The organism is Lactococcus sp. bn62, assembly GCF_029492705.2.
In the GTDB taxonomy this organism is placed as follows: domain Bacteria; phylum Bacillota; class Bacilli; order Lactobacillales; family Streptococcaceae; genus Lactococcus; species Lactococcus petauri.
Genome location: NZ_CP120417.1, coordinates 2,038,467 through 2,063,146, shown reverse-complemented (window position 1 = coordinate 2,063,146; position 24,680 = coordinate 2,038,467). Strand labels below are relative to the sequence as shown.

26 protein-coding genes, 1 riboswitch and 1 other annotated feature are annotated in these 24,680 nt (G+C 39.4%); of the genes, 18 read left to right on the top strand and 8 right to left on the bottom strand.

The window, feature by feature from the left end; translation table 11 throughout:
- Positions 1 to 24 precede the first annotated feature (24 nt).
- On the bottom strand, positions 25 to 1,488 hold the full coding sequence (locus tag P3G65_RS10740) for an amino acid permease (RefSeq protein WP_019291956.1): 1,464 nt from the start codon (positions 1,486 to 1,488) through the stop codon (positions 25 to 27).
- 75 nt (positions 1,489 to 1,563) lie between these two features.
- Positions 1,564 to 1,740: riboswitch (Lysine riboswitch) on the bottom strand.
- 214 nt (positions 1,741 to 1,954) lie between these two features.
- On the opposite strand from P3G65_RS10740, the gene P3G65_RS10735 reads away from it, so the two are divergent.
- The 5 genes from P3G65_RS10735 (at position 1,955) to P3G65_RS10715 (ending at position 4,419) form a co-directional block, all read left to right on the top strand.
- Complete coding sequence (locus P3G65_RS10735) at positions 1,955 to 2,167, top strand: hypothetical protein (protein WP_019291955.1); 213 nt, start codon at positions 1,955 to 1,957, stop codon at positions 2,165 to 2,167.
- A gap of 185 nt (positions 2,168 to 2,352) precedes the next feature.
- Complete coding sequence (gene rpsF / locus P3G65_RS10730; protein WP_003133129.1) at positions 2,353 to 2,646, top strand: 30S ribosomal protein S6; 294 nt, start codon at positions 2,353 to 2,355, stop codon at positions 2,644 to 2,646.
- Positions 2,647 to 2,683: 37 nt separating this feature from the next.
- The gene (gene ssb, locus P3G65_RS10725; protein WP_017369521.1) at positions 2,684 to 3,178 is read left to right on the top strand and encodes a single-stranded DNA-binding protein; all 495 of its coding nucleotides are present in this window, start codon (positions 2,684 to 2,686) and stop codon (positions 3,176 to 3,178) included.
- Between the two features lie 119 nt (positions 3,179 to 3,297).
- The gene (rpsR, locus tag P3G65_RS10720) at positions 3,298 to 3,543 is read left to right on the top strand and encodes a 30S ribosomal protein S18 (protein WP_003133134.1); all 246 of its coding nucleotides are present in this window, start codon (positions 3,298 to 3,300) and stop codon (positions 3,541 to 3,543) included.
- 108 nt (positions 3,544 to 3,651) lie between these two features.
- Complete coding sequence (locus P3G65_RS10715) at positions 3,652 to 4,419, top strand: metallophosphoesterase (protein WP_040087034.1); 768 nt, start codon at positions 3,652 to 3,654, stop codon at positions 4,417 to 4,419.
- 33 nt (positions 4,420 to 4,452) lie between these two features.
- On the opposite strand, the gene P3G65_RS10710 is transcribed toward P3G65_RS10715, so the two are convergent.
- The 5 genes from P3G65_RS10710 to P3G65_RS10690 all read right to left on the bottom strand — a co-directional run bounded on the left by P3G65_RS10710 (position 4,453) and on the right by P3G65_RS10690 (position 8,697).
- A complete protein-coding gene (locus P3G65_RS10710) occupies positions 4,453 to 4,761 on the bottom strand; it encodes a DUF960 domain-containing protein (RefSeq protein ID WP_019291953.1) in 309 nt (102 codons plus the stop codon).
- Positions 4,762 to 4,792: 31 nt separating this feature from the next.
- The gene (locus tag P3G65_RS10705) at positions 4,793 to 5,641 is read right to left on the bottom strand and encodes a MurR/RpiR family transcriptional regulator (RefSeq protein ID WP_019291952.1); all 849 of its coding nucleotides are present in this window, start codon (positions 5,639 to 5,641) and stop codon (positions 4,793 to 4,795) included.
- An 82-nt stretch (positions 5,642 to 5,723) separates the two neighbouring features.
- Positions 5,724 to 6,557: a recombination regulator RecX gene (gene recX, locus P3G65_RS10700; protein ID WP_019291951.1), complete on the bottom strand. Its 834-nt coding sequence runs from the start codon at positions 6,555 to 6,557 to the stop codon at positions 5,724 to 5,726.
- Between the two features lie 123 nt (positions 6,558 to 6,680).
- The gene (locus P3G65_RS10695) at positions 6,681 to 7,862 is read right to left on the bottom strand and encodes an MFS transporter (RefSeq protein ID WP_019291950.1); all 1,182 of its coding nucleotides are present in this window, start codon (positions 7,860 to 7,862) and stop codon (positions 6,681 to 6,683) included.
- Between the two features lie 16 nt (positions 7,863 to 7,878).
- Complete coding sequence (locus P3G65_RS10690) at positions 7,879 to 8,697, bottom strand: aldo/keto reductase (RefSeq protein ID WP_019291949.1); 819 nt, start codon at positions 8,695 to 8,697, stop codon at positions 7,879 to 7,881.
- 140 nt (positions 8,698 to 8,837) lie between these two features.
- On the opposite strand from P3G65_RS10690, the gene P3G65_RS10685 reads away from it, so the two are divergent.
- From P3G65_RS10685 to P3G65_RS10630, 12 genes are all read left to right on the top strand, one after another.
- Positions 8,838 to 9,203: a helix-turn-helix domain-containing protein gene (locus tag P3G65_RS10685; protein WP_019291948.1), complete on the top strand. Its 366-nt coding sequence runs from the start codon at positions 8,838 to 8,840 to the stop codon at positions 9,201 to 9,203.
- Positions 9,204 to 9,230: 27 nt separating this feature from the next.
- A complete protein-coding gene (locus tag P3G65_RS10680) occupies positions 9,231 to 9,623 on the top strand; it encodes a VOC family protein (RefSeq protein WP_019291947.1) in 393 nt (130 codons plus the stop codon).
- 100 nt (positions 9,624 to 9,723) lie between these two features.
- Positions 9,724 to 11,229, top strand: coding sequence for a 23S rRNA (uracil(1939)-C(5))-methyltransferase RlmD (rlmD, locus tag P3G65_RS10675; protein WP_019291946.1), 1,506 nt, complete (start codon positions 9,724 to 9,726; stop codon positions 11,227 to 11,229).
- A gap of 39 nt (positions 11,230 to 11,268) precedes the next feature.
- Entirely contained in the window at positions 11,269 to 11,778 is a 510-nt protein-coding gene (locus P3G65_RS10670) for a GNAT family N-acetyltransferase (RefSeq protein WP_019291945.1), read from the top strand.
- Between the two features lies 1 nt (position 11,779).
- The gene (locus P3G65_RS10665; RefSeq protein ID WP_050810940.1) at positions 11,780 to 12,073 is read left to right on the top strand and encodes an MmcQ/YjbR family DNA-binding protein; all 294 of its coding nucleotides are present in this window, start codon (positions 11,780 to 11,782) and stop codon (positions 12,071 to 12,073) included.
- Between the two features lie 56 nt (positions 12,074 to 12,129).
- The gene (locus P3G65_RS10660; RefSeq protein WP_003133144.1) at positions 12,130 to 12,378 is read left to right on the top strand and encodes a DUF1912 family protein; all 249 of its coding nucleotides are present in this window, start codon (positions 12,130 to 12,132) and stop codon (positions 12,376 to 12,378) included.
- Between the two features lie 124 nt (positions 12,379 to 12,502).
- On the top strand, positions 12,503 to 13,117 hold the full coding sequence (locus P3G65_RS10655) for a FusB/FusC family EF-G-binding protein (protein ID WP_019291944.1): 615 nt from the start codon (positions 12,503 to 12,505) through the stop codon (positions 13,115 to 13,117).
- A 33-nt stretch (positions 13,118 to 13,150) separates the two neighbouring features.
- Positions 13,151 to 13,321 (top strand) — a binding site (T-box leader).
- Positions 13,322 to 13,412: 91 nt separating this feature from the next.
- Positions 13,413 to 16,055, top strand: a complete 2,643-nt coding sequence (locus P3G65_RS10650; protein ID WP_019291943.1) for a valine--tRNA ligase — start codon at positions 13,413 to 13,415, stop codon at positions 16,053 to 16,055.
- 148 nt (positions 16,056 to 16,203) lie between these two features.
- Positions 16,204 to 17,550 (top strand): glucose-6-phosphate isomerase, encoded by a 1,347-nt coding sequence (locus tag P3G65_RS10645; protein ID WP_003133148.1) that lies wholly within the window; start codon positions 16,204 to 16,206, stop codon positions 17,548 to 17,550.
- Positions 17,551 to 17,648: 98 nt separating this feature from the next.
- Complete coding sequence (gene rsmD / locus P3G65_RS10640; RefSeq protein WP_019293304.1) at positions 17,649 to 18,188, top strand: 16S rRNA (guanine(966)-N(2))-methyltransferase RsmD; 540 nt, start codon at positions 17,649 to 17,651, stop codon at positions 18,186 to 18,188.
- A complete protein-coding gene (coaD, locus tag P3G65_RS10635; RefSeq protein ID WP_019291941.1) occupies positions 18,178 to 18,675 on the top strand; it encodes a pantetheine-phosphate adenylyltransferase in 498 nt (165 codons plus the stop codon). Before rsmD ends, coaD begins: the two co-directional genes overlap by 11 nt.
- Positions 18,665 to 19,708 (top strand): SepM family pheromone-processing serine protease, encoded by a 1,044-nt coding sequence (locus tag P3G65_RS10630; RefSeq protein WP_019291940.1) that lies wholly within the window; start codon positions 18,665 to 18,667, stop codon positions 19,706 to 19,708. The genes coaD and P3G65_RS10630 overlap by 11 nt, the downstream gene beginning before the upstream one ends.
- A 31-nt stretch (positions 19,709 to 19,739) precedes the next feature.
- On the opposite strand, the gene adhE is transcribed toward P3G65_RS10630, so the two are convergent.
- Entirely contained in the window at positions 19,740 to 22,433 is a 2,694-nt protein-coding gene (adhE, locus tag P3G65_RS10625) for a bifunctional acetaldehyde-CoA/alcohol dehydrogenase (protein WP_284071199.1), read from the bottom strand.
- 154 nt (positions 22,434 to 22,587) lie between these two features.
- Positions 22,588 to 23,628: a lactonase family protein gene (locus P3G65_RS10620; RefSeq protein ID WP_019291938.1), complete on the bottom strand. Its 1,041-nt coding sequence runs from the start codon at positions 23,626 to 23,628 to the stop codon at positions 22,588 to 22,590.
- Between the two features lie 272 nt (positions 23,629 to 23,900).
- Between P3G65_RS10620 and rpsB the strand changes: the two genes are divergently transcribed.
- Positions 23,901 to 24,674 carry a 30S ribosomal protein S2 gene (gene rpsB / locus P3G65_RS10615; protein WP_003133158.1) on the top strand — a complete coding sequence of 258 codons (774 nt, stop codon included), beginning with the start codon at positions 23,901 to 23,903 and terminating at the stop codon, positions 24,672 to 24,674.
- Positions 24,675 to 24,680 lie beyond the last annotated feature (6 nt).

The following is a 24,680-nucleotide window of genomic DNA, read 5'->3' as shown; positions in this document are numbered from 1 at the left end:
CCTTATGGCGTTTTTATATTCGTTTTAATCAATATCACGGCTTAAATCAACTTCTTCAAGCGGAATAAGTTTTGTTTTCTTCACGATTTTGTAAGAGAAATATAAAATCAAGAAGAGAGGTAAAGCAAGGTAGGTTGTAATGATGCTTTGCGCATTCATCGTTACGGTAGTAATTTGCCCGATAACGATAATGATTGAAAGAATAAGAGCGATGATTGGCCCAATAGGGAACCATTTAGCATGGTAGCCTAACTCAGAAAGTTTGTGACCTTGTTTAATAAAAGCACGGCGGAAGCGGAAATGACAGATAGCAATTCCAATCCAAGCCAAGAAACCAGATAAACCGGAAGCAGCGACCAAATAGAAATAAATCTCAGTTCCGAAGATACTTGTTAAGAAGGCCAAAAGACCGATGGCAACAGTCGCTAAAATTGCATAAATTGGTACCCCGTTGCTTGTATTTGTTTTAGCGAAGATTTTCGGTGCATGCCCCTCTTTTGCCATACCAAAAAGCATGCGAGAAGCAGCATATAACCAAGAATTGGCAGATGAAATAACCGAGGTTAAGATGACAGCATTCATAACGGATGCAGCAGCAGCTAAGCCAGCACGTTCAAATACCAAGGTAAATGGAGAAACGGTAATGTCGCTTTGGGTTGCTGCACGGAGAAGACTTGGGTCTTTATAGTAAACCAAGGCACCGATTACGAATATTGAGAGGAAATAGAAAATAATAATCCGCCAAAAGACTTGTTTAATCGCTGAGGGTACATTTTTCTCAGGGTTTTCTGACTCGCCGGCTGCGATACCAACGATTTCTGTACCTTGGAAAGAGAAGCCTGCAATCATGAAGACAGCAATCATACCTCCAATACCACCGACAAAACCATGATTTCCTCCAGCAGAAAGATTGCGTGCCACATCTGGCTTATAACTCATAACTCCAAAAATTGTTGCGAGACCAATCACGATAAAGGCGATAACAGCGATGACTTTAATTGTCGCCATCCAAAATTCTGCTTCACCATAAGCTTTAGCTGAAATGAGGTTAACCAAGAGGATGAGCGCAATCACAATAGTCGACCATATCCATGTGGGCACATGGGGCAACCAGAACTGCATAATAACACCAACTGTAGCTGCCTCAACCGCTACAGTAATTGCTGAGTTAAACCAATAGTTCCATCCCATAGCGAAGCCGAAAGCTTTATCTACATAACGGTCAGCGAAAGAAGCAAAAGAGCCTGATACTGGAAGATAGGAAGCCATTTCACCTAAAGACGTCATAAGGAAGAAAACCATGAGCCCAATGGCGACATAGGCAACTAACGCGCCTAAAGGTCCAGCTTGAGAAATCGTTGCGCCTGATGCAACAAATAGCCCGGTACCAATAGTTCCTCCTAAGGCAATCATTGTTAAGTGACGATGTTTAAGGCCACGTTTAACTTGCGTGGATGGCGTGGCCTCATTATTTGAAGTATTATCCATTACTTCTCTCCTAAATTTATAAATATTAATACAAAAAGCAATCCCTAGAGATTGCTAAACGTCAGAAAGATCTTTCATCCGAATAGCGCATCATGGTCATAGTTAGACCACGACAGTTTAACAGGTATTTCCCGCTAAACCAAGAAAAGTCGGTGAGCATAACTTCTCTTTCGGCAACCGCTCCTGGGCTAAACTTCTCAGCATGCTCTAGCTCTGCTTAGCTTATTATTGGTTGCGACCTCTATCGTTTATTAAGTATTTATGAATATTTTAGATTAATTTGAGAGGGATGTCAAGGACGAGCCTACTAGATTTGAATAATTATACATGCTGTTGTTTAAAATTACAGATTTTTTAATGTTTAGCCATTAAAAATCTAGACATTTGTTTTAGAGATTAAAAAGAGTTATAATATAAGAAGAGATGATTGCGTTTTCATCTCAATTATATCTGGAGGTGGTTTTCAATGACGTTTACCCCAAAATATGTATCTCCAACTTACGCGGGAGAAAAAATAGTATGCGTAACCCGTAGCCAGGAAGGGGAAATTTCCCACTTATACCAGCGCTTTGATAGCCGTTGCAAGTTGCATTTTATCGTGAAAAAGCTTGGCTATTATCAATCGAAAGAAGGTGAGTATCGCTACATTCCAGCTAATGTGCTTGATGTAGTCGCTTAATAATAAAAAATGATGAGAAATCTTCTGCAGAGGCAGAGGGTTATTTTTTATTTTATAATAGAATAAATAAGATAAATCAACTTGCAAAATGTAGCTAAATTTGATATAATATATACTTGTGAGTAAAAACTCATAACTTACACAGGCTCCAACCTGTGTCATTAGTCCAAAAGGAGGAAAAATCAATGACAAAATACGAAATTCTTTATATTATTCGTCCAAACATTGAAGAAGAAGCAAAGAAAGCCCTCGTTGAACGTTTCGATAGTATCTTGACTGACAACGGTGCTGCTAATCTTGAGTCTAAAGACTGGGAAACACGCAAACTCGCTTACGAAATTCAAGACTTCCGCGAAGGTATCTACCACATCGTAACTCTTGAAGCTGCTACTGATTCAGAAGCTTTGAGCGAATTTGACCGTCTTGCTAAGATTAACGGCGACATTCTTCGTCACATGATCACTAAAGTAGAAGCTTAATTCTAGTTTAGCTGGACAAATTTAAAGGAGAAGCATCATGATTAATAATGTTGTTTTGGTCGGACGCGTTGTGCGTGACCCTGAACTGCGATACACACCGCAAAATACTGCGGTTGCTACATTTACGATTGCTGTTAACCGTCGTTTTAAAAACGCGCAAGGCGAACGTGAAGCTGATTTCATTAACTGTGTCATCTGGCGCCAATCTGCTGAAAACTTGGCAAATTGGGCTAAAAAAGGTGCCTTGATTGGTGTAACAGGTAGTATTCAAGTGCGAAATTATGAGAACAAAGAAGGTCAACGTGTTTACGTGACTGAAGTATTGGCTGATAACTTCCAAATGCTTGAAAGTCGTGCCGCACGTGAAGGTGGCTCTGGTTCATATTCTGCACCACAGCAACAACAATCACAAAATCGTCCTTTTGCTGGCTCTAACAGCTCAGCAGGAAATTCAACACCTGATTTTGGTCGTGATGCAGATCCATTTGGTGGCTCACCAATGGAAATCTCAGATGATGATCTTCCATTCTAATAAGTAAGGCAGCTGTATAAGGCAGTCTATCTGAGCCCTATTCGTTGAGTATAAAAGCGGTATCCGTATTGACTTTTCTACTCAACAACATCATACAATAATATAAGGAGAAACACACTATGGCTTTTCAAAAACGTGGTGGCTTCAAACGCCGTAAAAAAGTTGACTTTATCGCAGCTAACAAAATCGAAGTTGTTGATTATAAAGACACTGAACTCTTAAAACGTTTTATCTCAGAACGTGGTAAAATCTTGCCACGTCGCGTAACTGGTACTTCAGCTAAAAACCAACGTAAAGTGGTTACAGCTATCAAACGCGCACGTGTTATGGCTCTCTTGCCATTCGTAGCTTCTGACGAAAACTAAGAAATAACTAGGCACCTTCGGGTGTTTTTTTGTTACGTGCTTTGATACAATAAGGAGCGTGAATCTCATTATGAAGAATAAAAAATCTGAATATGGTAAAATAAAGCAATGACATGGATTATAATTTTACTTTTCTGCCTTTTGGCTTATGGTATTTTCGTTGAACCGCATTTAATGCGTGTGCGACAAGTGAAAATTTCAAACACAGCCGGGCTGAAAGTTGCACACTTTACCGATACACATTTTAATTGGCACACACATCCACGCCGCTTTTTTAAATTTTCAAAACACATAAATAAAACACAACCTGACTTGATCTTGTTCACAGGCGACTTATTTGATAAAGTCGATTGGGCGCAAGCGCATGATGTTGATAAGGTAAAAGAAATTTTAGCAGAACTTGAAGCACCCTTAGGAAAATTTGCGATTTTGGGTAATCATGATTTTTCGCATGAAGGGGATGCTAACTATATAAGAACTTTTCTAAAGGAAGCGGGTTTTACTGTACTTACCAACCAATCACTCATGTCAGGAACAGTAGTATTAACCGGACTTGATGATTTACGTGAAGGACAACCAAATTTTAGTATGGTCCCTGAGCAAGGAAAGTTTTCGATTTTAATGATTCATGAGCCGGATACGATTTTGCAAGTAGAATTTCCTGAAAAATATGATTTAGTCGTTGCAGGACATAGTCATGGTGGGCAAATTCGTCTTGGTAATTTGCGCTTACGTAATGATGGCTCAAAGGTGTATGATTCTGGTCTATACTTATTAGGGAAATATACAAAACTTTTTGTCAATGCCGGTATTGGCTTAACCTTTTTACCAATCAGATTTGGTGTTCCTCCAGAAATCGTCTATTATGAAATTTAAAAAGTCTCCAGAATTTTATCTGGAGACTTTTGTTTAACGTTCTTGTGAAGAGATAATGGTTTCTTTACCATTATTATCAACAGCATGGAAATGCCGAGGCCAAGAATTATTAAAAGGGTATTGGAAATCAACTGTAATGGTTAAAGGATTGTGCGGCTGTGAAAATTTCACAGAAAGAAGTCCTTTTTGGTTGAGTAATTCAAAATTGATAAGAGGCTCAAGCGGGATAACGCCTTTTAGCTGATTGTCAATGATGAACCAAAAACTGTCAATGATTTCACCAGGAATACTAGAGACAGTTCCATAGCTTGCATAGCGTCCTTTTGTTTCAGTAAATGCCATTTTGGTCCTCCTTTATCATTAACTTTCTAGTTTAATTTAAACGGGTTTGGCTGATCACTTCTCGAATGTTTTCCAAAGTATCTTCGATTGAATCCTGAGCTTTCATCCCGTACATCAAAAAGATGGCATCTAGAAGACTAATTTGAGAGACGGTTGAAGCGACAGCTTCAGGTCGAAAAGATATTTCTTCAGCGATTGAAATAAGTGCCAAGTCGCTTTTTTTCACCAAGGCTGAGTTGGCAAATGACGTAATGGCAATCACAGGAACGTGATTGCTCTTCAAAATATCAACGATTTTCAGTGTATCTTTGTTTTTACCAGTATGTGAAATAACAAAAGCACAGTCTTTTTCGGTCAGTTTAGAAGCCAACATTTGTTGATAATGAAAATCCTGATGATATACCGTTTGCAGTGGCATACGCAAAAATTTATGGTAAGCAATTAAAGCAACGGCATTAGAGCCACCCAGACCAAAAAAACCACATGTTTTGGCGGATAGGAGGATATTCATAACCTTATCCAAAGTTTCGCTCTCTATCAGCTGCAATGTTGCATTGAGAGAAGAAATATTACTTGTAAAATTCTTGGCAAGAATATCTTTATAGCTATCTTCTGGCGATAGTTCGCTGAAAAAGTTGTCGGATTTAAATTTTTCGGTGCTGTGGATAGCTAACTTTAAATCTTGAAATGAATCAAAACCGATTTTTTTGGCAAAACGCGAAATGGTTGCAGTAGATACTTTAGTATTTTTTGCGAATTCTTGAATGGACAAGCGGGCAGCTGTGTCCATATTTTCAATCAAGTAATTTGAAATGGCTTGATCAGATTTACTGAGATTATCGTAATAAGAGTTGATACGTGTGATGAGAGATTGTGTCATATGCTTTCCAGTCTTGCTTTTATTATATCATAACACAATTTTGAGGTGGAAAATGGGAAATGCTTTTAAAGAGAAAGTTGATTTATTCCTCTTCAAAATCATAGTCTCGTATTGCGCTAGAAATATCACTAAAGTCGAATCCTTTACGGGCTAAGGCTTGGGTGATGCGTTGCTTAAGCTCATAGCCTTCGTATTTTCTACTGTATTTACGGGCACTTTTGTCGAGTTCAGTGTAAAGGAGCTCTAACTCATTTTCTTCATCCACTTCAAGTTCTAGACTTTCAAGAGCTATAGCGCTAATGGCATAGGAAAAACCCTTAGCAGTGAGTCCTTGTATGATTTTTTGTTTAAGCTGCTGTAGAGTGTGACGACTTGCTTTTTGGTGGACTATCTTTTCCGCAAGAGCGACAGCCACGTCAATTTGTTTTTCTTCATTAAAAACTTGCGCTATACCCTCATCAATAAGTTGTAAATCTAGCCCCTTTAGGTGGAGTTTCTGTTTGATCTGATAAGGACCAGCACTTGCTGTGCGTACTTTTCCCTGGATATAACTTTCGATATAAGCTCGGTCGTTGAGGAGACCATTTTTAGTAAGGCTGTCAATGATCGCTTCGATTTGAATTGGTTGGATATTATGGTCAGAGAGATATTTTTTGACTTCTGATGATGTCCGAGCTTTGAAGGAAATAAAGTAAAGTGCTAAAGATTTACCTTGTGCAAAATTATCAAAAGCTAACAGTTGCTCCAGCTCAGCTGTAGAAAAGGCTTTATCCCTCGTCAGCATATATTTTACAACTGTATCCTCACAGACGTAAATTTTATCTTTAACTTCCTCCCAGTCCTTATATGAAAAAGGCTCTGTTAGTATAACTTTATAAAGCTTTTTGAGTTTTGTGATTTCCTTGATTTTTATCATAACTTTATTATAACAGAGTATCGGATGAAGGGGAAATAGATTTTTTGGATCTAAGAAAAAAGCACTAGCGAATGAACTAGTAGCTTTTTCTAAAGTTGTCTTTGTTTTTTATCTTGGAGTGATTTATTTGATAGCAACTTTTTGTTTTTGAGCCCCAATAATGAGAAGCATAGCAAGGAGGACAATAACAATCCCTGCAAGTGGTGTATAGATAACACTACTTACTTTTGCCACCTCGCCCCCCGTAAATGAACCCAGTGTAATACCAATGTTGAAAGCTGAAATATTAAAAGCTGAAACAAGAGTGATGTCTTGGGGAGTAAATTTTTCAGCCAGTTGGACAACATAGAGTTGTAAACCAGGTACGTTCATGAAGGCAAATAAACCCAGCAAGAGCGTTGCAAGTAATCCAAGCCACTGAGAAGCCATTAGTGCTGCTATAAAAAGGATAAGCAAACTTGCAGTTAAAGCACCAAACATTTTGAGTAATACAGGTAAAATATTTTTATTTGAGTAATGTCCACCGATAGTATTACCGATTGCTACCATTATACCGTAAGCGACCAGAACGACAACAACAGTACTTGAGCTGAAATTAAAGGTATCTTCTAATAAAGGAGCTAAATAAGTATAAGCAGCAAAGGTACCACCGTAACCAAAAGCAGTAATAAAGAAAGAAGTCATAATGTATTTATTGCGGAAAATTCTCGCAAAACCACTTAAGTTTACTTTGCCTGGTATAGGGAGGTTTGTCGGAATTAAAAAGATGCTCGCTAATAATCCAATCAATCCAATTGCAGCAATGAAGATAAAGGACATATGCCATGTAGAATGTTGTCCGATAAAAGTTCCCAAAGGCACACCGATAACAGTTGCTACAGTAAGTCCTGTAAACATCAAAGCAATAGCAGAAGCACGTTTTTCAGGACGAACTACATTTGCAGCAATAAGTGTTGACACCGACATAAAGATACCATGTGCTAATGATGCTAAAATACGTCCAACTAAGAGCAGGAGGAAAGTTGGAGCAAAAGCAGATAAGAGATTACCGCTGATAAAGAGTAGCATAATAGCTAACATTAATGAGCGTCGATTCCATGTGCCTGTAACAATCGTAAGAAGAGGTGCTCCAATAGTCACACCTAAGGCATATAAAGAGACGGTAAGTCCTGCTTGAGATAAATTGATATTAAAAGTGTTCACAATCATCGGCATAAGACCAACACTGATGAATTCTGTTGAACCTATGGCAAAGGCATTAATGGCTAAAGCCAATAAGGTTAGGTTTGGTGAAATTTTTTTCATGAAGGTTTCCTATTTTTTAAAAATTAAATGTTTCTGGATCTGGTCCCACGCGAAGATTTTCATCAAGATTATTGAGGAGTTCCATATCATCTTGATCCAGAGAGAAATCAAAGATATCACGGTTGGCACGCATACGTTCTATTTTGACAGATTTCACGTTAACCAAAATACCTTGCTCTAAATGCCAACGAAGGATAACTTGTGCTGTTGATTTATTGTGTTTCTGAGCAATTGTTTTAATTGTTTCATTGGCTAACAGTTGTCCTTGCATCAATGGTGACCAAGCTTGTACTTTAATATCGTGTGCTTCTAAAAAGTGATGCAGTTCTTTTTGAGCAAGTTTAGGGTGAAGCTCGATTTGATTTACTGCAGGGATAATTTGTGCATAGCTAAAGAGACGCTCTAAGTGATGTTTTTGGAAGTTACTTACACCAATAGCTTTGATACGTCCGTCTTTGTAGAGGTCTTCCATAGCTTTCCAAGAAGCTTCAAACCCATAATCAGTACCTGGCCAGTGAATGAGATAAAGATCAAGGTAATCCAGACCTAATTTTTCTAAACTTGTTTCAAAGCTTTGAATGGTTTCCTCATAAGAAAGGTTGCTGCCCCATAGTTTTGATGTGATGAAGAGATCTTCGCGTGTAAGATTTGTGTCTTCAAGGCCAGCCTTGATCCCTTGTCCTGTGCCTTCTTCGTTACCATAAATTTGGGCGGTATCGATCAAACGATAGCCATTGATGATTCCGTTTTTTACGACTTCAGCAGTTTCCTCATTTGAGATTTGGAAAACGCCTAATCCTAATTCGGGGATATGTGTTGTATTGTTAAGTTTCATTGTCTTTTCTCCTTAGGTTTTCTTTTGACAAAAAATAGTATATAATAAAAATAACTTGTTGAATAGTACCTACTTTTTTGTCATATACATACAAAAAAGTTAGTTTTGTTTGAAATAAAGGATTTAGAAAGGAAATTTTTTTGGAAAAAACTTATAACATAGGTGTAGAAGCCACAATGGACGTCATTGGTGGAAAATGGAAATCTATCATTTTGTGTAACCTCAGACACCAACCCCGCCGTCCAGGGGAACTTAAACGAAGTATTCCAGGGATCAGTCAAAAAATGCTTACACAACAATTACGTGAATTAGAGCTGGATAATATCATTGTCCGCACCGTTTACAATCAAGTGCCGCCAAAAGTTGAATATTCGCTTAGCCCATATGGTGAAAGCTTGAATAACATTTTAGATAATCTTTGTTCTTGGGGGGAAGATCACGTCCGTAATCTCAAAGCTCAAGGAGAAGAAGTCTGCATCTTGGAAGAAGATGAGCTTAAGCCTTAAGAGTTAGAAGATAAGATAGAGGGAAACATGTATACACCAAATTTTAAGAGCATACATCATATCGCTATTATAGGGAGTGATTACGAAAAATCACGACACTTTTATGTAGATATTCTGGGATTTCCAGTAATCAGAGAAAGCCATCGTCCGGATAAAGGGGATGTGAAAATCGATCTTCAAATGAATGACAGTACGGAAATAGAGCTCTTCATTAAAATTAATGCGCCTGAGCGTGTCTCCTATCCAGAGGCGAAAGGTTTACGCCATTTGGCAATACAGACCGATGATATTGAAGCAGACATGGCTTATTTATCGGATCAAGGAATTAAAGTTGAAGAACTGCGCGTGGATGAGATTACCAATAAAAAGATGGTTTTCTTCTATGATCCTGATGAATTGCCAATAGAATTACATGAATAGAAAAAAATTCCAGTGAAGGTACTGGGATTTTTCTTTACAATTAGGAGAATCCTTGGATTTTAGTGGTCCAATTATAGGGAAATTATGTTAAAATTGGAATATGATTAATCTGAAAATTGGACAAAAAATCCCACTCAATATCGAGCGTATGGGTATCAATGGCGAAGGAATCGCCTCTTATCATGGGCGCTTGGTATTTGTGCCTTATGCACTGCCTACAGAAGAAATTTTGGCAGAAATTACAGAAAATGCCCGCAATTTTTCACGCGCAAAAGTTGTCAAGATAAATAAAAAGTCAAAATACCGTGTTAAGCCTGAAGATCGTGTTTACCATGAGCTGAGCGGCTCACACATCATGCATCTTGCTTATCCGCAACAATTAGAGTTTAAGCGTGATTTGCTCCGTCAAGCACTTGAAAAATACCGTCCAACAGGTTGGAAGAAGTACGAACTTCTGCCAACACTTGGTATGGAAAATCCTTTGCGTTACCGTAATAAGTTGCAATTTCAAGTGCGTCGTCTAAACAATGGCGATGTCATTGCTGGATTGTACAAAGAAGGCACACACCATTTGGTGAATTTAGAGAATTGCTTGGTTCAAGACGAAGTCATTCAAAATATCGCTAATCGTATCTGCCGTTTGATTGAAAAATACAATTTACCTGTTTATGATGAGCGTAAAGTCATGGGGATTCGCACCATCGTTGCGCGACGCAGCCAAAAAAAAGGTGAAGTCCAAATTATTTTCGTGACATCTGCACGCATTAGTCTAGATGGACAGGTTTGGCCTGCCCCACGTGAAGAGCTCTCAAAACGTCAACGCAAAGACTTGGTGAAGATGGATAATATTTTATCTGACTTGACGGAAGAGTTCCAAGAGATTGTTTCTGTATCAGCCAACTTCCATCCGAAGAAAACCAGCGAAATTTATGGTGACCGTACACAGATGCTTTTTGCGGAAAAAGAAACGATTACCGAAGGCGTTTTGGATTATGACTTTGAGTTGTCACCACGTGCTTTTTATCAACTCAATTCAGAACAAGCTAATGTGCTCTATGGTGAAGCTGTACGTGCGCTAAATCCGAAAAAAGATGACCGTGTGATTGATGCCTACTGTGGCGTTGGGACAATCGGTTTTGGTGTGGCCAAGAAAGTAAAATCTGTCCACGGAATGGATATTACGCCAGAATCTATCGCAGATGCTAAAATCAATGCAAAACGTCTTGGCTTTAAAAACTGTCACTATGAAGTAGGTAAGGCGGAGCGTATCATTCCTAACTGGTATAAGTCAGGCCATAGAGCCACAGCCCTTATCGTTGATCCACCGCGTACAGGATTGGATGATGCTTTGTTGGAAACAATCACCACTTATACACCAGAAAAACTGGTTTACGTGTCTTGTAATGTTTCAACATTGGCAAAAGACTTAGTGATTCTTTCGCAATTTTACAGCATCGAATATATCCAATCTGTCGACATGTTCCCACATACAGCGCGTACTGAAGCGGTAGTGAAAATGCGTAAACTTGCCCAACCTTTGGCAGCACCTTTCCGTGCGGAAAAACCAAAGCAACAATATGACAAGCCACGTAGAAAAAGAAAATAAAATAAAATAGTGCTTTTAGTTTGAGCGGGGAGAAAAAACATGATTTATTTAAGAAAGGCAACCACAGCAGATATCGTAGCTATTATGCCGATTATTGCTCAGGCGCGTGAATTTCTGGGCAAATCAGGCAGCGATCAATGGCAAGCAGAGTACCCCGCACAAAGTGATATTGAAAATTTTCTTCACAAAGCTGTAGGTTACGTTCTGATTGTAGATGAAAAAGTTGCAGGCTTTTGCGCGATCATTACTGGCGAAGATACGCAATATACGAAAATTTATAACGGTGAGTGGTTAAATGATAGCTTAGACTATGTCACTGTCCATTGTTTAGCACTGTCTGACCAATACCGTGGTCTGGGTCTGACAAAATATCTTTTTTCAAACATCTTTACTCTGATGCAAGCACGCGGATATAAGGACTTCCGCGTGGATACGCATCCAGCTAATGCAGTGATGCAGGCAGTCTTTGAACGTGAGGGCTTTGAAAAGCGCGGCATGGTTTTCTACGAAGGAGATCGCTTCGCTTATCAACTCCTTTTAGGAGAATAAGATGGATAAAGAAAACTGGCTAGAGTTTTGCTTAGCGCTTGGTCCAACTTTTGCAGATACACCTTTTGCAAAGTTGGAAAAAGGGCCAGCGACGATTGTAGTGAAGCATCTAAAAAATAAAAAATCTTTTGTCTACATCTCGGAGCGTGAAGGCGAGCTTGTTTTGGCTGTCAAAGGTTTACCTTCAGTCAATGAGGAACTGCGTGAATCTTTTGTCTCAATACGACCAGCTTGGCACATGAATAAAACGCACTGGAATGATATTCATTTTGGTGGTGACGTTTCAGAGAAGTAAGCGAAACAGATGATTGAGAACAGTTATCATTTAATCAAACCAAAAAGAGAATAAAAATGGAATATAAAGAAAAATTTTTAAAAGATTTTAGTGAGTGGGTGGACCAACAGGTTCAACTTTCAGAAATTGCAATGAAAGCCGCAGAAAAAATTGCGCATGAAGATAAAAAAATTGAAGCAAAAGAAGCAGCTATTCGTTATGAAAGTCGTCTCGATGCCTATCAATTTATTCAAGGGAAATTTGAAAACTATAAAGCAGGTAAAGATTTCCACGACGTACCAGACTTAGGTACCAAAACTTTTTAAGTAATAAGGAGGGTTTTATGAAATTAAATCCTATGGTTGGTAAACAAGTGCGAGTAACTGCTCTCGCGTAAGTTTACCGCTAAGTTAACAATATTCTCACTTAGCGGATAGTTAAGGAGAAAAAATGAAAGCATACGAATACAACAGAATAAAATACCTTACCTTTGACCTCATCAATGTCTACCATTCGGTTAATGATAAAGCCACGGTAGAAGCAGTTTATGCTCAAACTGTAGCTGAAATAGAAGAGCTCTCGAAAGCAAAAGAAGTCGGGGACTTTTTAGAGAGAATTGCTGACAGTAAAACAACTAAAGAGCAAGCAGAACGAGATTTGCTCCATTTAAAGAATTTAGTTGAACCTTTTGCTTTACCATCTGAAAGTCAGATTAAAAAGATTTTTAAGAAGGTTAAAAAGCTTAAAGTTCCAGCGCAAGCATCTTGGGACATGAAAGAAATCACCTATTTTGCTTGGAATGAAATTTCCAGTCAGCGAAAATATATCGTGACAAGTGACGGACGAGGTTTTTATGGGACGACTTCTGGAAGTATAAAAAATATCTGTGCGATTTGTCAAAAAACAAGCCAAGTGACACAGTTTTTAGCAACCACTAAAAGAGGTTCTGATGGTACCTATACTAAGAACGGAACATATATCTGTGTTGATAGTGTGAACTGTAATCGACAAATGCAAAAAATAGAAGGTTTAGAGCATTTCTTAGAAATAATCAAAGAACGCTGAGCGACCTTGCAAAAAACTGACAAATCTGATAGAATAAAAACACTAAATGAGGAGTAACAAGTCTAGTCTTTGAGAGAGAAATCGGTCGCTGTGAGATTTCAGATGAAACTTGTGAAGGTTGCATTGTGGTCAGTTAAATAAAATTAAGTGTCTGCTTTAAAAAAGGCAGGAATTTAGGTGGTACCGCGCGTGAGCGTCCTATTTTGGATGTTTAGGTGCGGTATTTTTTTATTGACATACTCTTGAACTTCTCCCTCGACATTATTAACTGTTTTCATACCGAAAGGAAAAATAAATGACAGAAGAATTATCAACAAAATTTAATCCTGCTGAAGTCGAAGCAGGGCGCTATGAAAAATGGCTCGAACAAGGTGTTTTTGCCCCTTCAGGGGACAAAAAAGCAAAACCCTATAGTATCGTTATCCCACCACCAAACGTAACAGGGAAGCTCCATTTAGGACATGCTTGGGATACAACCTTGCAAGATATTATCATCCGTCAAAAACGTATGCAAGGTTTCGATACCCTCTGGTTGCCAGGTATGGACCATGCAGGAATTGCAACGCAAGCCAAAGTGGAAGCACGTTTAGCTGAAGATGGTATTTCCCGTTATGATTTAGGCCGTGAGAAATTCTTAGACAAGGTTTGGGAATGGAAAGACGAATATGCCTCAACCATCAAAGAACAATGGGGTAAAATGGGTATCTCTGTTGATTATAACCGTGAACGTTTTACTCTAGACGAAGGTTTGTCTGCTGCAGTCCGCAAAGTTTTTGTTCAACTTTACAAAAAGGGCTGGATTTACCGTGGTGAGTTTATCATTAACTGGGATCCAAAGGCCATGACTGCGCTCTCTGATATTGAAGTTATCCATAAGGATGTCGAAGGTGCCTTCTATCACATAACTTATCCTTTGGCGGATGGTTCAGGTGCACTTGAAGTAGCGACAACGCGTCCAGAAACTTTCTTTGGAGACACTGCTGTTGCTGTTAACCCAGCAGATGAACGTTATGCCAAATACATTGGTCAAAGTGTTATTCTCCCTATCATTAACAAAGAAATTCCTATTGTTGGTGACGAACACGCAGATATGGAAAAAGGGACAGGTGTGGTTAAAATTACCCCTGCCCATGATCCTAACGACTTCTTGGTTGGTCAACGTCATAACTTGCCACAAGTTAATGTAATGAATGCTGACGGTACAATGAACGAGCTCACAGGCGAATTTAATGGTATGGATCGTTTTGAGGCCCGCGAAGCTATCATTAAAAAATTAGATGAGCTCGGCAACTTAGTTAAAGTTGAGAAAATGATGCACTCCGTTGGGCACTCAGAACGTACAGGTGTGATGGTTGAGCCTCGCTTATCGACACAATGGTTCGTTAAGATGGAAGAGCTGGCTAAAAATGCAATCGCAAATCAAAAAACAGAAGATGCGGTTGAGTTTTATCCTCCACGTTTTAACGACACTTTCCTCCAATGGATGGAAAATGTACACGACTGGGTTATTTCACGCCAACTTTGGTGGGGACATCAAATTCCTGCATGGTACAACGAAGCTGGCGAAATGTATGTTGGCGAGGAAGCCCCAGAAGGTGAAGGTTGGGTTCAAGATGAAGACGTACTTGATACATGGTTCTCTTCAGCCTTATGGCCTTTCTCAACTATGGGCTGGCCGGATGAAAAGGCAGAAGACTTCCAACGTTACTTCCCTACATCGACCTTGGTTACGGGCTATGACATCATCTTCTTCTGGGTTTCGCGTATGATTTTCCAATCACTTGAGTTTACAGGAAAAGCACCATTTAATAATGTACTTATCCACGGTTTGATTCGTGATGAAGAGGGACGCAAGATGTCCAAATCTTTGGGGAATGGTATTGACCCAATGGATGTGATTGAAAAATATGGTGCCGATGCTTTGCGTTGGTTCTTGTCCAATGGTTCAGCTCCTGGACAAGATGTGCGTTTCAGCTACGACAAAATGGATGCAGCTTGGAATTTCATCAATAAGATATGGAATGTTTCACGCTATATCCTGATGAATGCAGGAGATATCACAGCAGAAGAAATTTCTACTCATCTTGACCAAGTGGCAGCGAAAACAGCAGGTAATGTTACCGATCGCTGGATTCTCACACGTTTGAACGATACAATTGCGCGTGTTACGGAACAAATGGATAAATTTGAGTTTGGTGTTGCAGGTCATATTCTGTATAATTTCATTTGGGATGAGTTTGCCAACTGGTATCTTGAGTTGACTAAAGAAGTAATGTTTGGCGATGATGAAGCAGAAAAAGACGTCACACGTTCAGTACTTGTGCATCTCCTTGATCAAGTGCTTCGTCTGCTACACCCAATCATGCCTTTCTTCACAGAAGAAATCTTCGAAAAACTTCCGACAGCTGAAGGCAAATCTATTGTGGTGACTGAATATCCAGAAGTACGTCCAGAATTTGATGATGCAGAAGCTGGAGATGGAGTTGCCATGCTCATTGAAATCATTACCGCTGTACGTAATATTCGTGCGGAAGTGAATACGCCTTTATCAAAAGCCGTGCCAATGATGATCAAATCAGACAAAGAAACCTTCCTGAACAAGGTAGCGCCTTATATCAGACGTTTCACTAATCCAAGCGAGTTAACTATTGCAGCGGATGTGGCAGCACCAGAACAAGCCATGTCAGCAGTTGTTACTGGTGCGGAAATCTACCTTCCATTAGCAGGCTTGATTAATATCGAGGAAGAAATTGCTCGTCTCAATAAAGAACTAGACAAATGGCAGAAAGAACTCGATATGGTTAACCGTAAGCTTTCTAATGAAAAATTTGTGGCAAATGCCAAAGCAGAAGTTGTAGATAAAGAACGTGCTAAATTAGCAGACTATCAAGAGAAGTTTGAAAGCACACAAGCCCGTATTGAAGAGTTACAAAAATAGTTTATGAGACGTGGAAAAGTTCCTAATTGTGGGAACTTTTTCTTTTTGGTATAGATAGGTTTACAATATCTTAAATTTTCATTTCTTGTTAAACCTATGGAAAAGTGATAAAATAAACAAAGAAAAAAACTCTAAGGAGAGATATAAGATGGCACATATTAAATTTGACTATTCTAAATTGAAACCATTTGTAGCTGATAAAGAACTTGACGAAATTCAATGGCAAGTTGATGGCGCAGATAAACTTCTTCGTGAAGGAACCGGTGCTGGTTCTGACTTCATCGGTTGGTTAGATCTTCCAGAAGACTATGATAAAGAAGAATTTGCACGCATTCAAAAAGCAGCAAGCAAAATTCAATCTGACTCAGAAGTTCTTATTGTTATCGGTATCGGTGGTTCATACCTTGGTGCCCGCGCTGCAATTGACTTCTTGAACAACAGCTTTGTTAATCTTCAATCAAAAGAAGAACGTAAAGCACCACAAATTCTTTATGCAGGAAATTCAATTTCTTCAAGCTATCTTTCAGACTTGGTAGAATATGTGGCAGATAAAGATTTCTCTGTTAATGTTATCTCTAAATCAGGAACAACAACTGAACCAGCAATTGCTTTCCGTGTCTTTGAAGAACTTTTGGTTAAAAAATATGGCCGTGAAGAAGCAAATAAACGTATCTATGCAACAACAGATAAAGAAAAAGGTGCCGTTAAAGTTAATGCTGATGCAAACAACTGGGATACTTTTGTTGTGCCGGATTCAGTTGGTGGACGTTTTTCAGTTTTGACAGCTGTTGGTCTCTTGCCTATCGCAGCATCAGGTGCTGATATTACAGCTCTTATGGAAGGTGCTAACGCAGCGCGCAAAGAATATACAGCCACAGACGTACGTGAAAATGATGCTTATGCTTATGCAGCGCTTCGTAATATCCTTTACCGCAAAGGTAAACTTTCAGAAATCTTGATTAACTATGAGCCATCATTGCAATACTTCTCAGAATGGTGGAAACAGTTGGCAGGTGAATCTGAAGGCAAAGATCAAAAAGGTATTTATCCAACATCAGCAAACTTCTCAACAGACTTACACTCATTGGGTCAATTTATCCAAGAAGGTACACGTTCTGTATTTGAAACAGCTATTCGTGTTGAAAAACCACGTAAGAACATTAACATTCCTGAACTTGAAGCAGATCTTGATGGTCTTGGCTACTTGCAAGGTAAAGATGTTGACTTTGTCAACAAAAAAGCAGCTGACGGTGTTCTCCTTGCACACACAGATGGTGACGTTCCAAATATGATCGTTACTTTGCCTGAGCAAGATGAATTCACTTTAGGTTACACTATCTACTTCTTTGAGCTTGCAATTGCGATCTCAGGCTACTTGAATGGTATCAATCCATTTGACCAACCAGGTGTTGAAGCTTACAAACGTAACATGTTTGCACTTCTTGGCAAACCAGGATTTGAAGAATTGAGTGCTGAATTGAACGCACGTCTTTAATCAAAAATGAGATAAAAACAAAAACCACAGTACATCATTGAACTGTGGTTTTTTTGATGCTTGTGGGCGAAGAAGACACAGTGTGCTATAATAGAACAATGAGAGTTGTAGCAGGAAATTATGGTGGTAGACCACTGAAAACATTGGCAGGAAAAACAACACGTCCAACGACAGACAAAGTTAAAGGAGCAATTTTTAATATGATTGGTCCATATTTTGAAGGTGGACGAGTTCTGGATTTATTCTCAGGTTCGGGTTCGCTTGCTATAGAAGCTGTATCACGTGGGATGGACAATGCTGTAATGGTTGAAAAAGACCGTTCAGCACAGCTGGTGATTGCAGAAAATATTAAGATGACCAAGGAAGAGAAAAAGTTTCAACTTCTTAAAATGCCAGCAGAACGTGCTTTGGCTAATCTTTCTGGACAGTTCAACTTAGTTTTATTAGACCCACCTTATGCGAAAGAAAGTATTGTTGCTAACCTAGAAGAAATGCAGAAAAAAAACTTGTTGGCAGATGATGCTGTCGTGGTTTGTGAGACGGATAAGGAGGTCACACTTCCGGAAAATATCGGTCACTTGTCGTTAAGTAAAGAAAAAGTATATGGAATTTCAAAGGTAACCATCTATGAAAGATAAAATCGGTTTATTTACGGGCACTTTTGACCCGGTCACAAAAGGCCATCTTGATATCATTGAACGTGCCAGTAAGCTTTTTGATAAGCTTTATATCGGTATTTTTAAAAATGAAGCTAAAAATCCTTTGTTCAGTCTAGAAGAACGTGTAGCTCTAATCGAAACAGCCTTAGCAGATTTACAATTAACCAATGTGTCAGTCATTGCACATGCGAGTGATCTGACAGTAAATATTGCGGAGAAACTTGAGGTAACAGCGCTTGTTCGGTCCGTTCGCAATGCGGCTGATTTAGACTATGAGAAAAATATGATTTACTTTAACCGTGAAATGACAGGGATCGAAACCATCCTACTGACTGCAAAACCAGAACTCGAAAATATTAGTTCTACCCGAATGCGTGAACTTTATCATTTTGGTCAAGACCTAAGTCGATGGTTACCTGCAAATGTTATTGAAACATTGAATGAGAAAAAAGCACATGAAAAATGAAAAAATAAAAAAGCATAAAAAACTAAAGCTATTCTTTGCCATCGCGCTACCGCTTCTTATTGTAGTGGGTTTATTCTTCCCCTTACCTTACTATATCGAGCAGCCAGGAGGAACCATTCCAGTTAACCAAATGGTTGATGTTGCAGGGAAAAAAGACGAACATAAAGGCAACTTTTATTTAACGACAGTTGAAATGGTTCGCGCCAATGCAGCAAGTATGCTTTATTCCAAGTCGAACTCTTTTGCCACTGTTGTGAGTAGTGAAGAGATGACGGGTGGAATGACCAATCAGCAATTTGACTTGGTCAACCAGTTTTATATGCAGACAGCGCAAAACACGGCTATTTATCAGGCCTTTAAGTTGGCAGGGAAACCTTATGAGATGAAGTATCAAGGTGTTTATGTTTTGAGCATCACTGAGGATTCAACCTTTAAAAATGCCTTACAACTTTCAGATACGATAACGGCAGTTAATGGACATACTTTCAAATCTTCAACTGAGATGATTGATTATGTATCGCAACAAAAAGTTGGGGATAGCGTTACCATCAAATATACACGTGTGGATGGCAGTAATCATGAAGCCACAGGTAAGTACATTAAGTTGAGTAATGGTAAAACAGGGATTGGTATTGGTTTAGTAGATCATACCCAGGTTGTGACAGACCCTAAAGTTAAAATCGATGCTGGAAGTATTGGCGGGCCAAGTGCTGGTATGATGTTTACCTTGGAAATATATAGCCAAATTACAGGCAAAGATTTACGTCAAGGACGCGAAATTGCAGGTACTGGAACGATCAATGAGGATGGCAGCATCGGGCAAATAGGTGGCGTTGATAAAAAAGTTGCTACAGCAAGTAATGCGGGCGCAAAAATTTTCCTTTGCCCAGATGAAACGGAAGAACAGACAAAGGCTTCTGGTACAACAAATAACTACACAGATGCACTTGCGGCAGCTAAAAAGTTGAATACAGATATGAAAATTGTACCTGTAAAGACAATTCAAGATGCGCTAGATTATCTCGAAAAATAAAAAAAGCTGTAATTTACAGCTTTTTTTATGCTTAATATTGATCTTGTAAGAGTGTTTTAAGCTCTGAAATACTTGGCTGGCGTGGATTTCCAGGTGTGCATTGATCATCATAAACAAGGTTTGCAAGCTTATCGAGTTCACACTCCAAGTGGTTTTTATCAACACCATTTCCTGATAGAGTGACATCGATATCGATGCTGTCCGTCAATTTTTTAATTTCCTTAATAAGTTTGTCTACGAGTTCCGCATCATCTTTACCTGTAAGACCAATATAACGCGCAATTTCAGCGTAATCTTCTTGGGCACGGTAAATCTCATAACGTGGGTATGGTGTACGTTTAACGTTTCCTGTTACAGCGTTAAATTTAATGACGTGAGGCATAGCGATAGCGATAGCTAAACCATGTGGTAATTCAAACTCACCCCCCACTTTGTGGGCTAGGGAGTGATTAATACCGAGAAATGCATTGGCAAAGGCCATACCAGCTAAGGTTGCTGCATTGTGCATATTGGCGCGTGCGACTTGTCCTTCTTTAGAAGGCTTTGATGGGTCGTAGTGATATGAGGTTGTCAAATTATCAAAGATTAACTTAATGGCACGAAGTGATAATGGTTTAGTATAATCCGAAGCCATGACTGAAACATAGGATTCAAGCGCGTGACTGAGGGCATCAATACCTGACCAAGCCACAGTACGTTTTGGCACGGTCATAACAAATTCAGGGTCAACAATAGCTACTTGAGGTGTAAGTTGATAATCAGCTAAAGGATATTTAACATGGGTTTCATCATCGGTGATAACAGCAAAGGGCGTTACTTCAGAACCTGTACCAGAAGTGGTCGGAATACATACCAATTGCGTTTGATCTTGATGCGGGAATTTGACGATACGTTTACGAATATCGATGAATTTTTGCGCCAACTGCTCAAAGAGAGCTTTTAGTGCAACGTCATCATTGAGGTCAACCTCTCCACGAACAGAGTATTCATAAATCAAGCGGCCAATTTTTGCTGCATCAAGTGGAGAACCACCGCCGAGTGCGATAACTGTGTCAGGTTTAAAATCAGCCATTTGTCGAGCAATTTCAATCGCTTGTGAAAGTGTTGGGTCAGGTTTTACAGAACCATATATTGAAGTTTGAACTTGTGTTTCACGAACGGCCAATTGCTCAAGCATGTGGTCGACAAAGCCAAATTGCAACATGCCGTGGTCTGTGACGACAAAAGCACGCTCGATATTAGGCATTTCTTGTAGGTAAGAAATAGAGTTGTTTTCGTAGTAAATTTCTTTTGGCAGACGAACCCATTGTGGGCGATTACGACGACGTGCCACTGTTTTGATATTCAATAGATCATATGTACTCAAATTGTGTGAGATTGAATTTTTCCCCCATGAACCAGTTCCTAAAGTCAGCGATGGACGCATTGCATCAGTATAGATATCACCAACGCCTCCAATAGAATCTGGTTGGTTAACTAAGATACGTGCAGCACCAATAGCATCAGCATATTCTTTCACAAAAGGATCGTCTTGTGCACCTATCTGGATAGCCGCATTATGCCCAGCGCCTTGATAAGCCAAAAGTTTCTGAACGATGGTGGTACCATTTTCGCGTGAGGTAGATTTGTAAATTGACAAAAGCGGGCTAAGCTTTTCAGAAGAGAGAGCTTCACCAATGTTTTTTTCTTCCAATTCAAAGAGAAGAACATCTTTTCCTTCAGGTACTTTTACGCCTGCTTGTTCAGCAATCCATGGGCCAGGACGGCCGGCAACTGGACCAGTTACTCCGAAGCCCTCACCCGCACGCTCAACAAAAACAAATTTTTCGATGGCTGAATAATCTTCCTTTGGAACATTGTAAGCACCGTGAGCTTGAAGTTTTTCGAGGAATTCATCGTAAATTTCTGCAGCAACTACAGCAGAGTTTTCGGTAGCGCAAATCATGCCGTTATCAAAACGTTTAGAAAGTAGCAGGTCTTCAACTGCACGATCCACATTTGCAGTAGCATCAACGAAGACGGCACCATTACCTGCTCCCACTCCTAGTGAAGGGTTGCCTGACTTGAGTGCTGCATTAACCATTCCGGGTCCACCTGTAGCTAGAATAGAAGCAATACCGTGGTTTTGGATAAGTGCAGTAGTGTTGTAAAGACTTGGATCTTCGACCCATTGGATAAAGTTCTCAGGTGCCCCAGCTTTTAGGGCAGCTTCGTAGACAATACGTGCGGCATGAGAGGAACAATTTTGGGCTTGAGGATGAAAGGCGAATACGATAGCATTTCGTGTTTTTGCTGTTAAAAGTGATTTGAAAATTGTTGTAGAAGTAGGGTTGGTTGTTGGTACAATTCCTGCAAGCACACCCAAAGGGGCTGCAATTTCTACTGAGCCAGCAACTTTGTTCTCGCTGATTACTCCTACTGTTTTATCATTTTTAATTGAATTATAAACAGATTCTGAAGCAAAGCGGTTTTTAGTATCCTTATCCTCAACGATTCCTCGCCCTGTTTCATTATGAGCTTCGTGCGCAAGTTCCAGGGAATGTTCGCTTGCCGCTAAGGCCATTGCTGCGACAATTTTATCTACTTGCACTTGTGTGTAGCCTTCAAATTGTAAAGCGGCTTGATGTGCTTTTTTGACAAGACCGTCTGTATATTGCTCTGCTTTTTCCGCAAGTACAGCTTTATCAGCGGTTGTTAGTTCTTTTTTGGTATTCTTGCTTGACATATTTAAATTTCTCCTTTGTGAAATTTATCACGTATTATTTTAACAAACTTTGAAAGTGCTGTCAAATAATATTGTGTAAAACCACACAAACTTTTTTTGATAAAATACTATCTGCATTTTAATGATAAAAAAACCGCCTTAAGGGCGGTTTTCATTAGAGTGTTGGTAAAATACATGTGCCCTCTGGGCTATAAAAATCTTTTTGCTTAAGTGTGAGCATTCCTGTTTTCCTATTACGGCGGAAAAGACTAATATTATCGCTATCTTGATGTGCTACGATAATAAAATCTTCTGTACTGTTGAAATTGAAATCGCGGGGCGTTTCCCCTTCAGTTTTTACAATATCTTCTAAAGTTATCTTTGTCCCTAAGGGGCTCACACTGTAGATGGCGATAGAATTATGTCCACGATTTGAAGCATAAAGAAATGCACCATCGGAAGAAAGACGGAGAGCAGATGCGCTCTTTGTGCCTTCAAAATCTACTGGAAGAGTACTGATTGTTTCCAGTGCAGCAAAGCGTCCTTTTTCTTCATTATAGCTGAGAACAGTTACAGTAGAAGAAAACTCACCAATAGCATAAGCAATCTTACCATTGGGATGGAAAGTAAGATGACGTACTCCAGTACCTGCAGGCATACGATAGAGGCTTACAAGAGAGAGCTTGCCTTCTTCACCAACAACATCGTAAACTGTAATCTCATCTGTACCCAAATCACAAGTAACTAAGCGTCCGTCAGGTGTAAGATCTGTGTAATGCACGTGAGGGCGTTCTTGGCCAGGGTGTACTTTTGATCCCTCGCCTTCATGTTTTACAGTGTCTGTTAAGGTAAGCGACCCATCTTTTTGAATTTTGTAGACACGGATTTCCCCTAAGTGATAATTGGCACCGTAAACAAAACCACGTTTATTATCAACGGCTACATAGCACAGAGGTGCGCCAACACTAGTAACATAGTTGAGAAGCTCTGTTTTACCTCTTTTATAGCTGAGAGCAGCAATACCGCCACCATTTTCATCTGCAGCACAAGTGTAAAGGTGCTGTTTTGTTTTGTCCAAAGCAAAATAAGTAGCATTTTGAACATGAGCAACTTCAGTTAGATTAGAAAGTTCTTCCTTTGCAATATCTAGGTCAAAACTATAAATCCCCTTTGATTCACGCTTAGTGTAACCGCCAACTAGAATTTTTTCACGCATATCTTGGCTCCTTTAACATTTAATATTCGTATAATTATTTTATCATAAATGAGCGTTTTCAGGAAACTAAATCTCTTGGAATTTGCGAAGATAGGACAGCCAACAAAATGACACAACAAGCTCTTGCAATAAGGGAGTGTTTAGTGTATAATAGTACTGTTGTCTATGGGCAATAATTTCACATTTTGACTTGACAGTGTCGTAGTGCACTTGTGTAGCGGCATTGGCTGACAGTTAAAAGAGGAAAAACTATTTTAAAAGGAGACATTAATATGTCAGTTATTTCAATGAAACAACTTCTTGAAGCTGGTGTTCACTTCGGTCACCAAACTCGTCGTTGGAACCCAAAAATGAAACCATACATCTTCACAGAACGTAATGGTATCCACGTTATCGACCTTCAAAAAACAGTTAAACTTGTTGACGATGCTTACAACTATGTACGTAACGCTTCATCTGAAGGTGCTGTAGTACTTTTTGTTGGTACTAAAAAACAAGCTTCAGAAGCTGTTAAAGAAGAAGCACTTCGTGCTGGTCAATACTATGTAAACCACCGTTGGCTTGGTGGTATGCTCACTAACTGGAATACTATCCAAAAACGTGTAGCACGCCTTAAATCAATCAACAAAATGGAAGAAGACGGAACTTTCGAAGTATTGCCTAAGAAAGAAGTTGTTCTTTTGAACAAAGAACGCGAACGTCTTGAAAAATTCATCGGTGGTATCGCTGACATGCCTCGCATCCCAGATGTGATGTACGTTGTTGACCCACACAATGAACAAATCGCTATCCAAGAAGCTCAAAAATTGGGAATCCCAGTTGTAGCAATGGTTGATACAAATGCTGACCCAGATCCAATCGACGTTATTATCCCAGCAAACGATGATGCTATCCGTGCAGTTAAATTGATCACTGCTAAAATGGCTGACGCTATCATCGAAGGTCGTCAAGGCGAAGATTCAGTAGAAGCTGAACTTGCGGTTAAAGATACTGCTGCTTCAGAAGAATCACTTGAAGAACTTGCTGAAATCGTTGAAGGCAAATAATTTGTA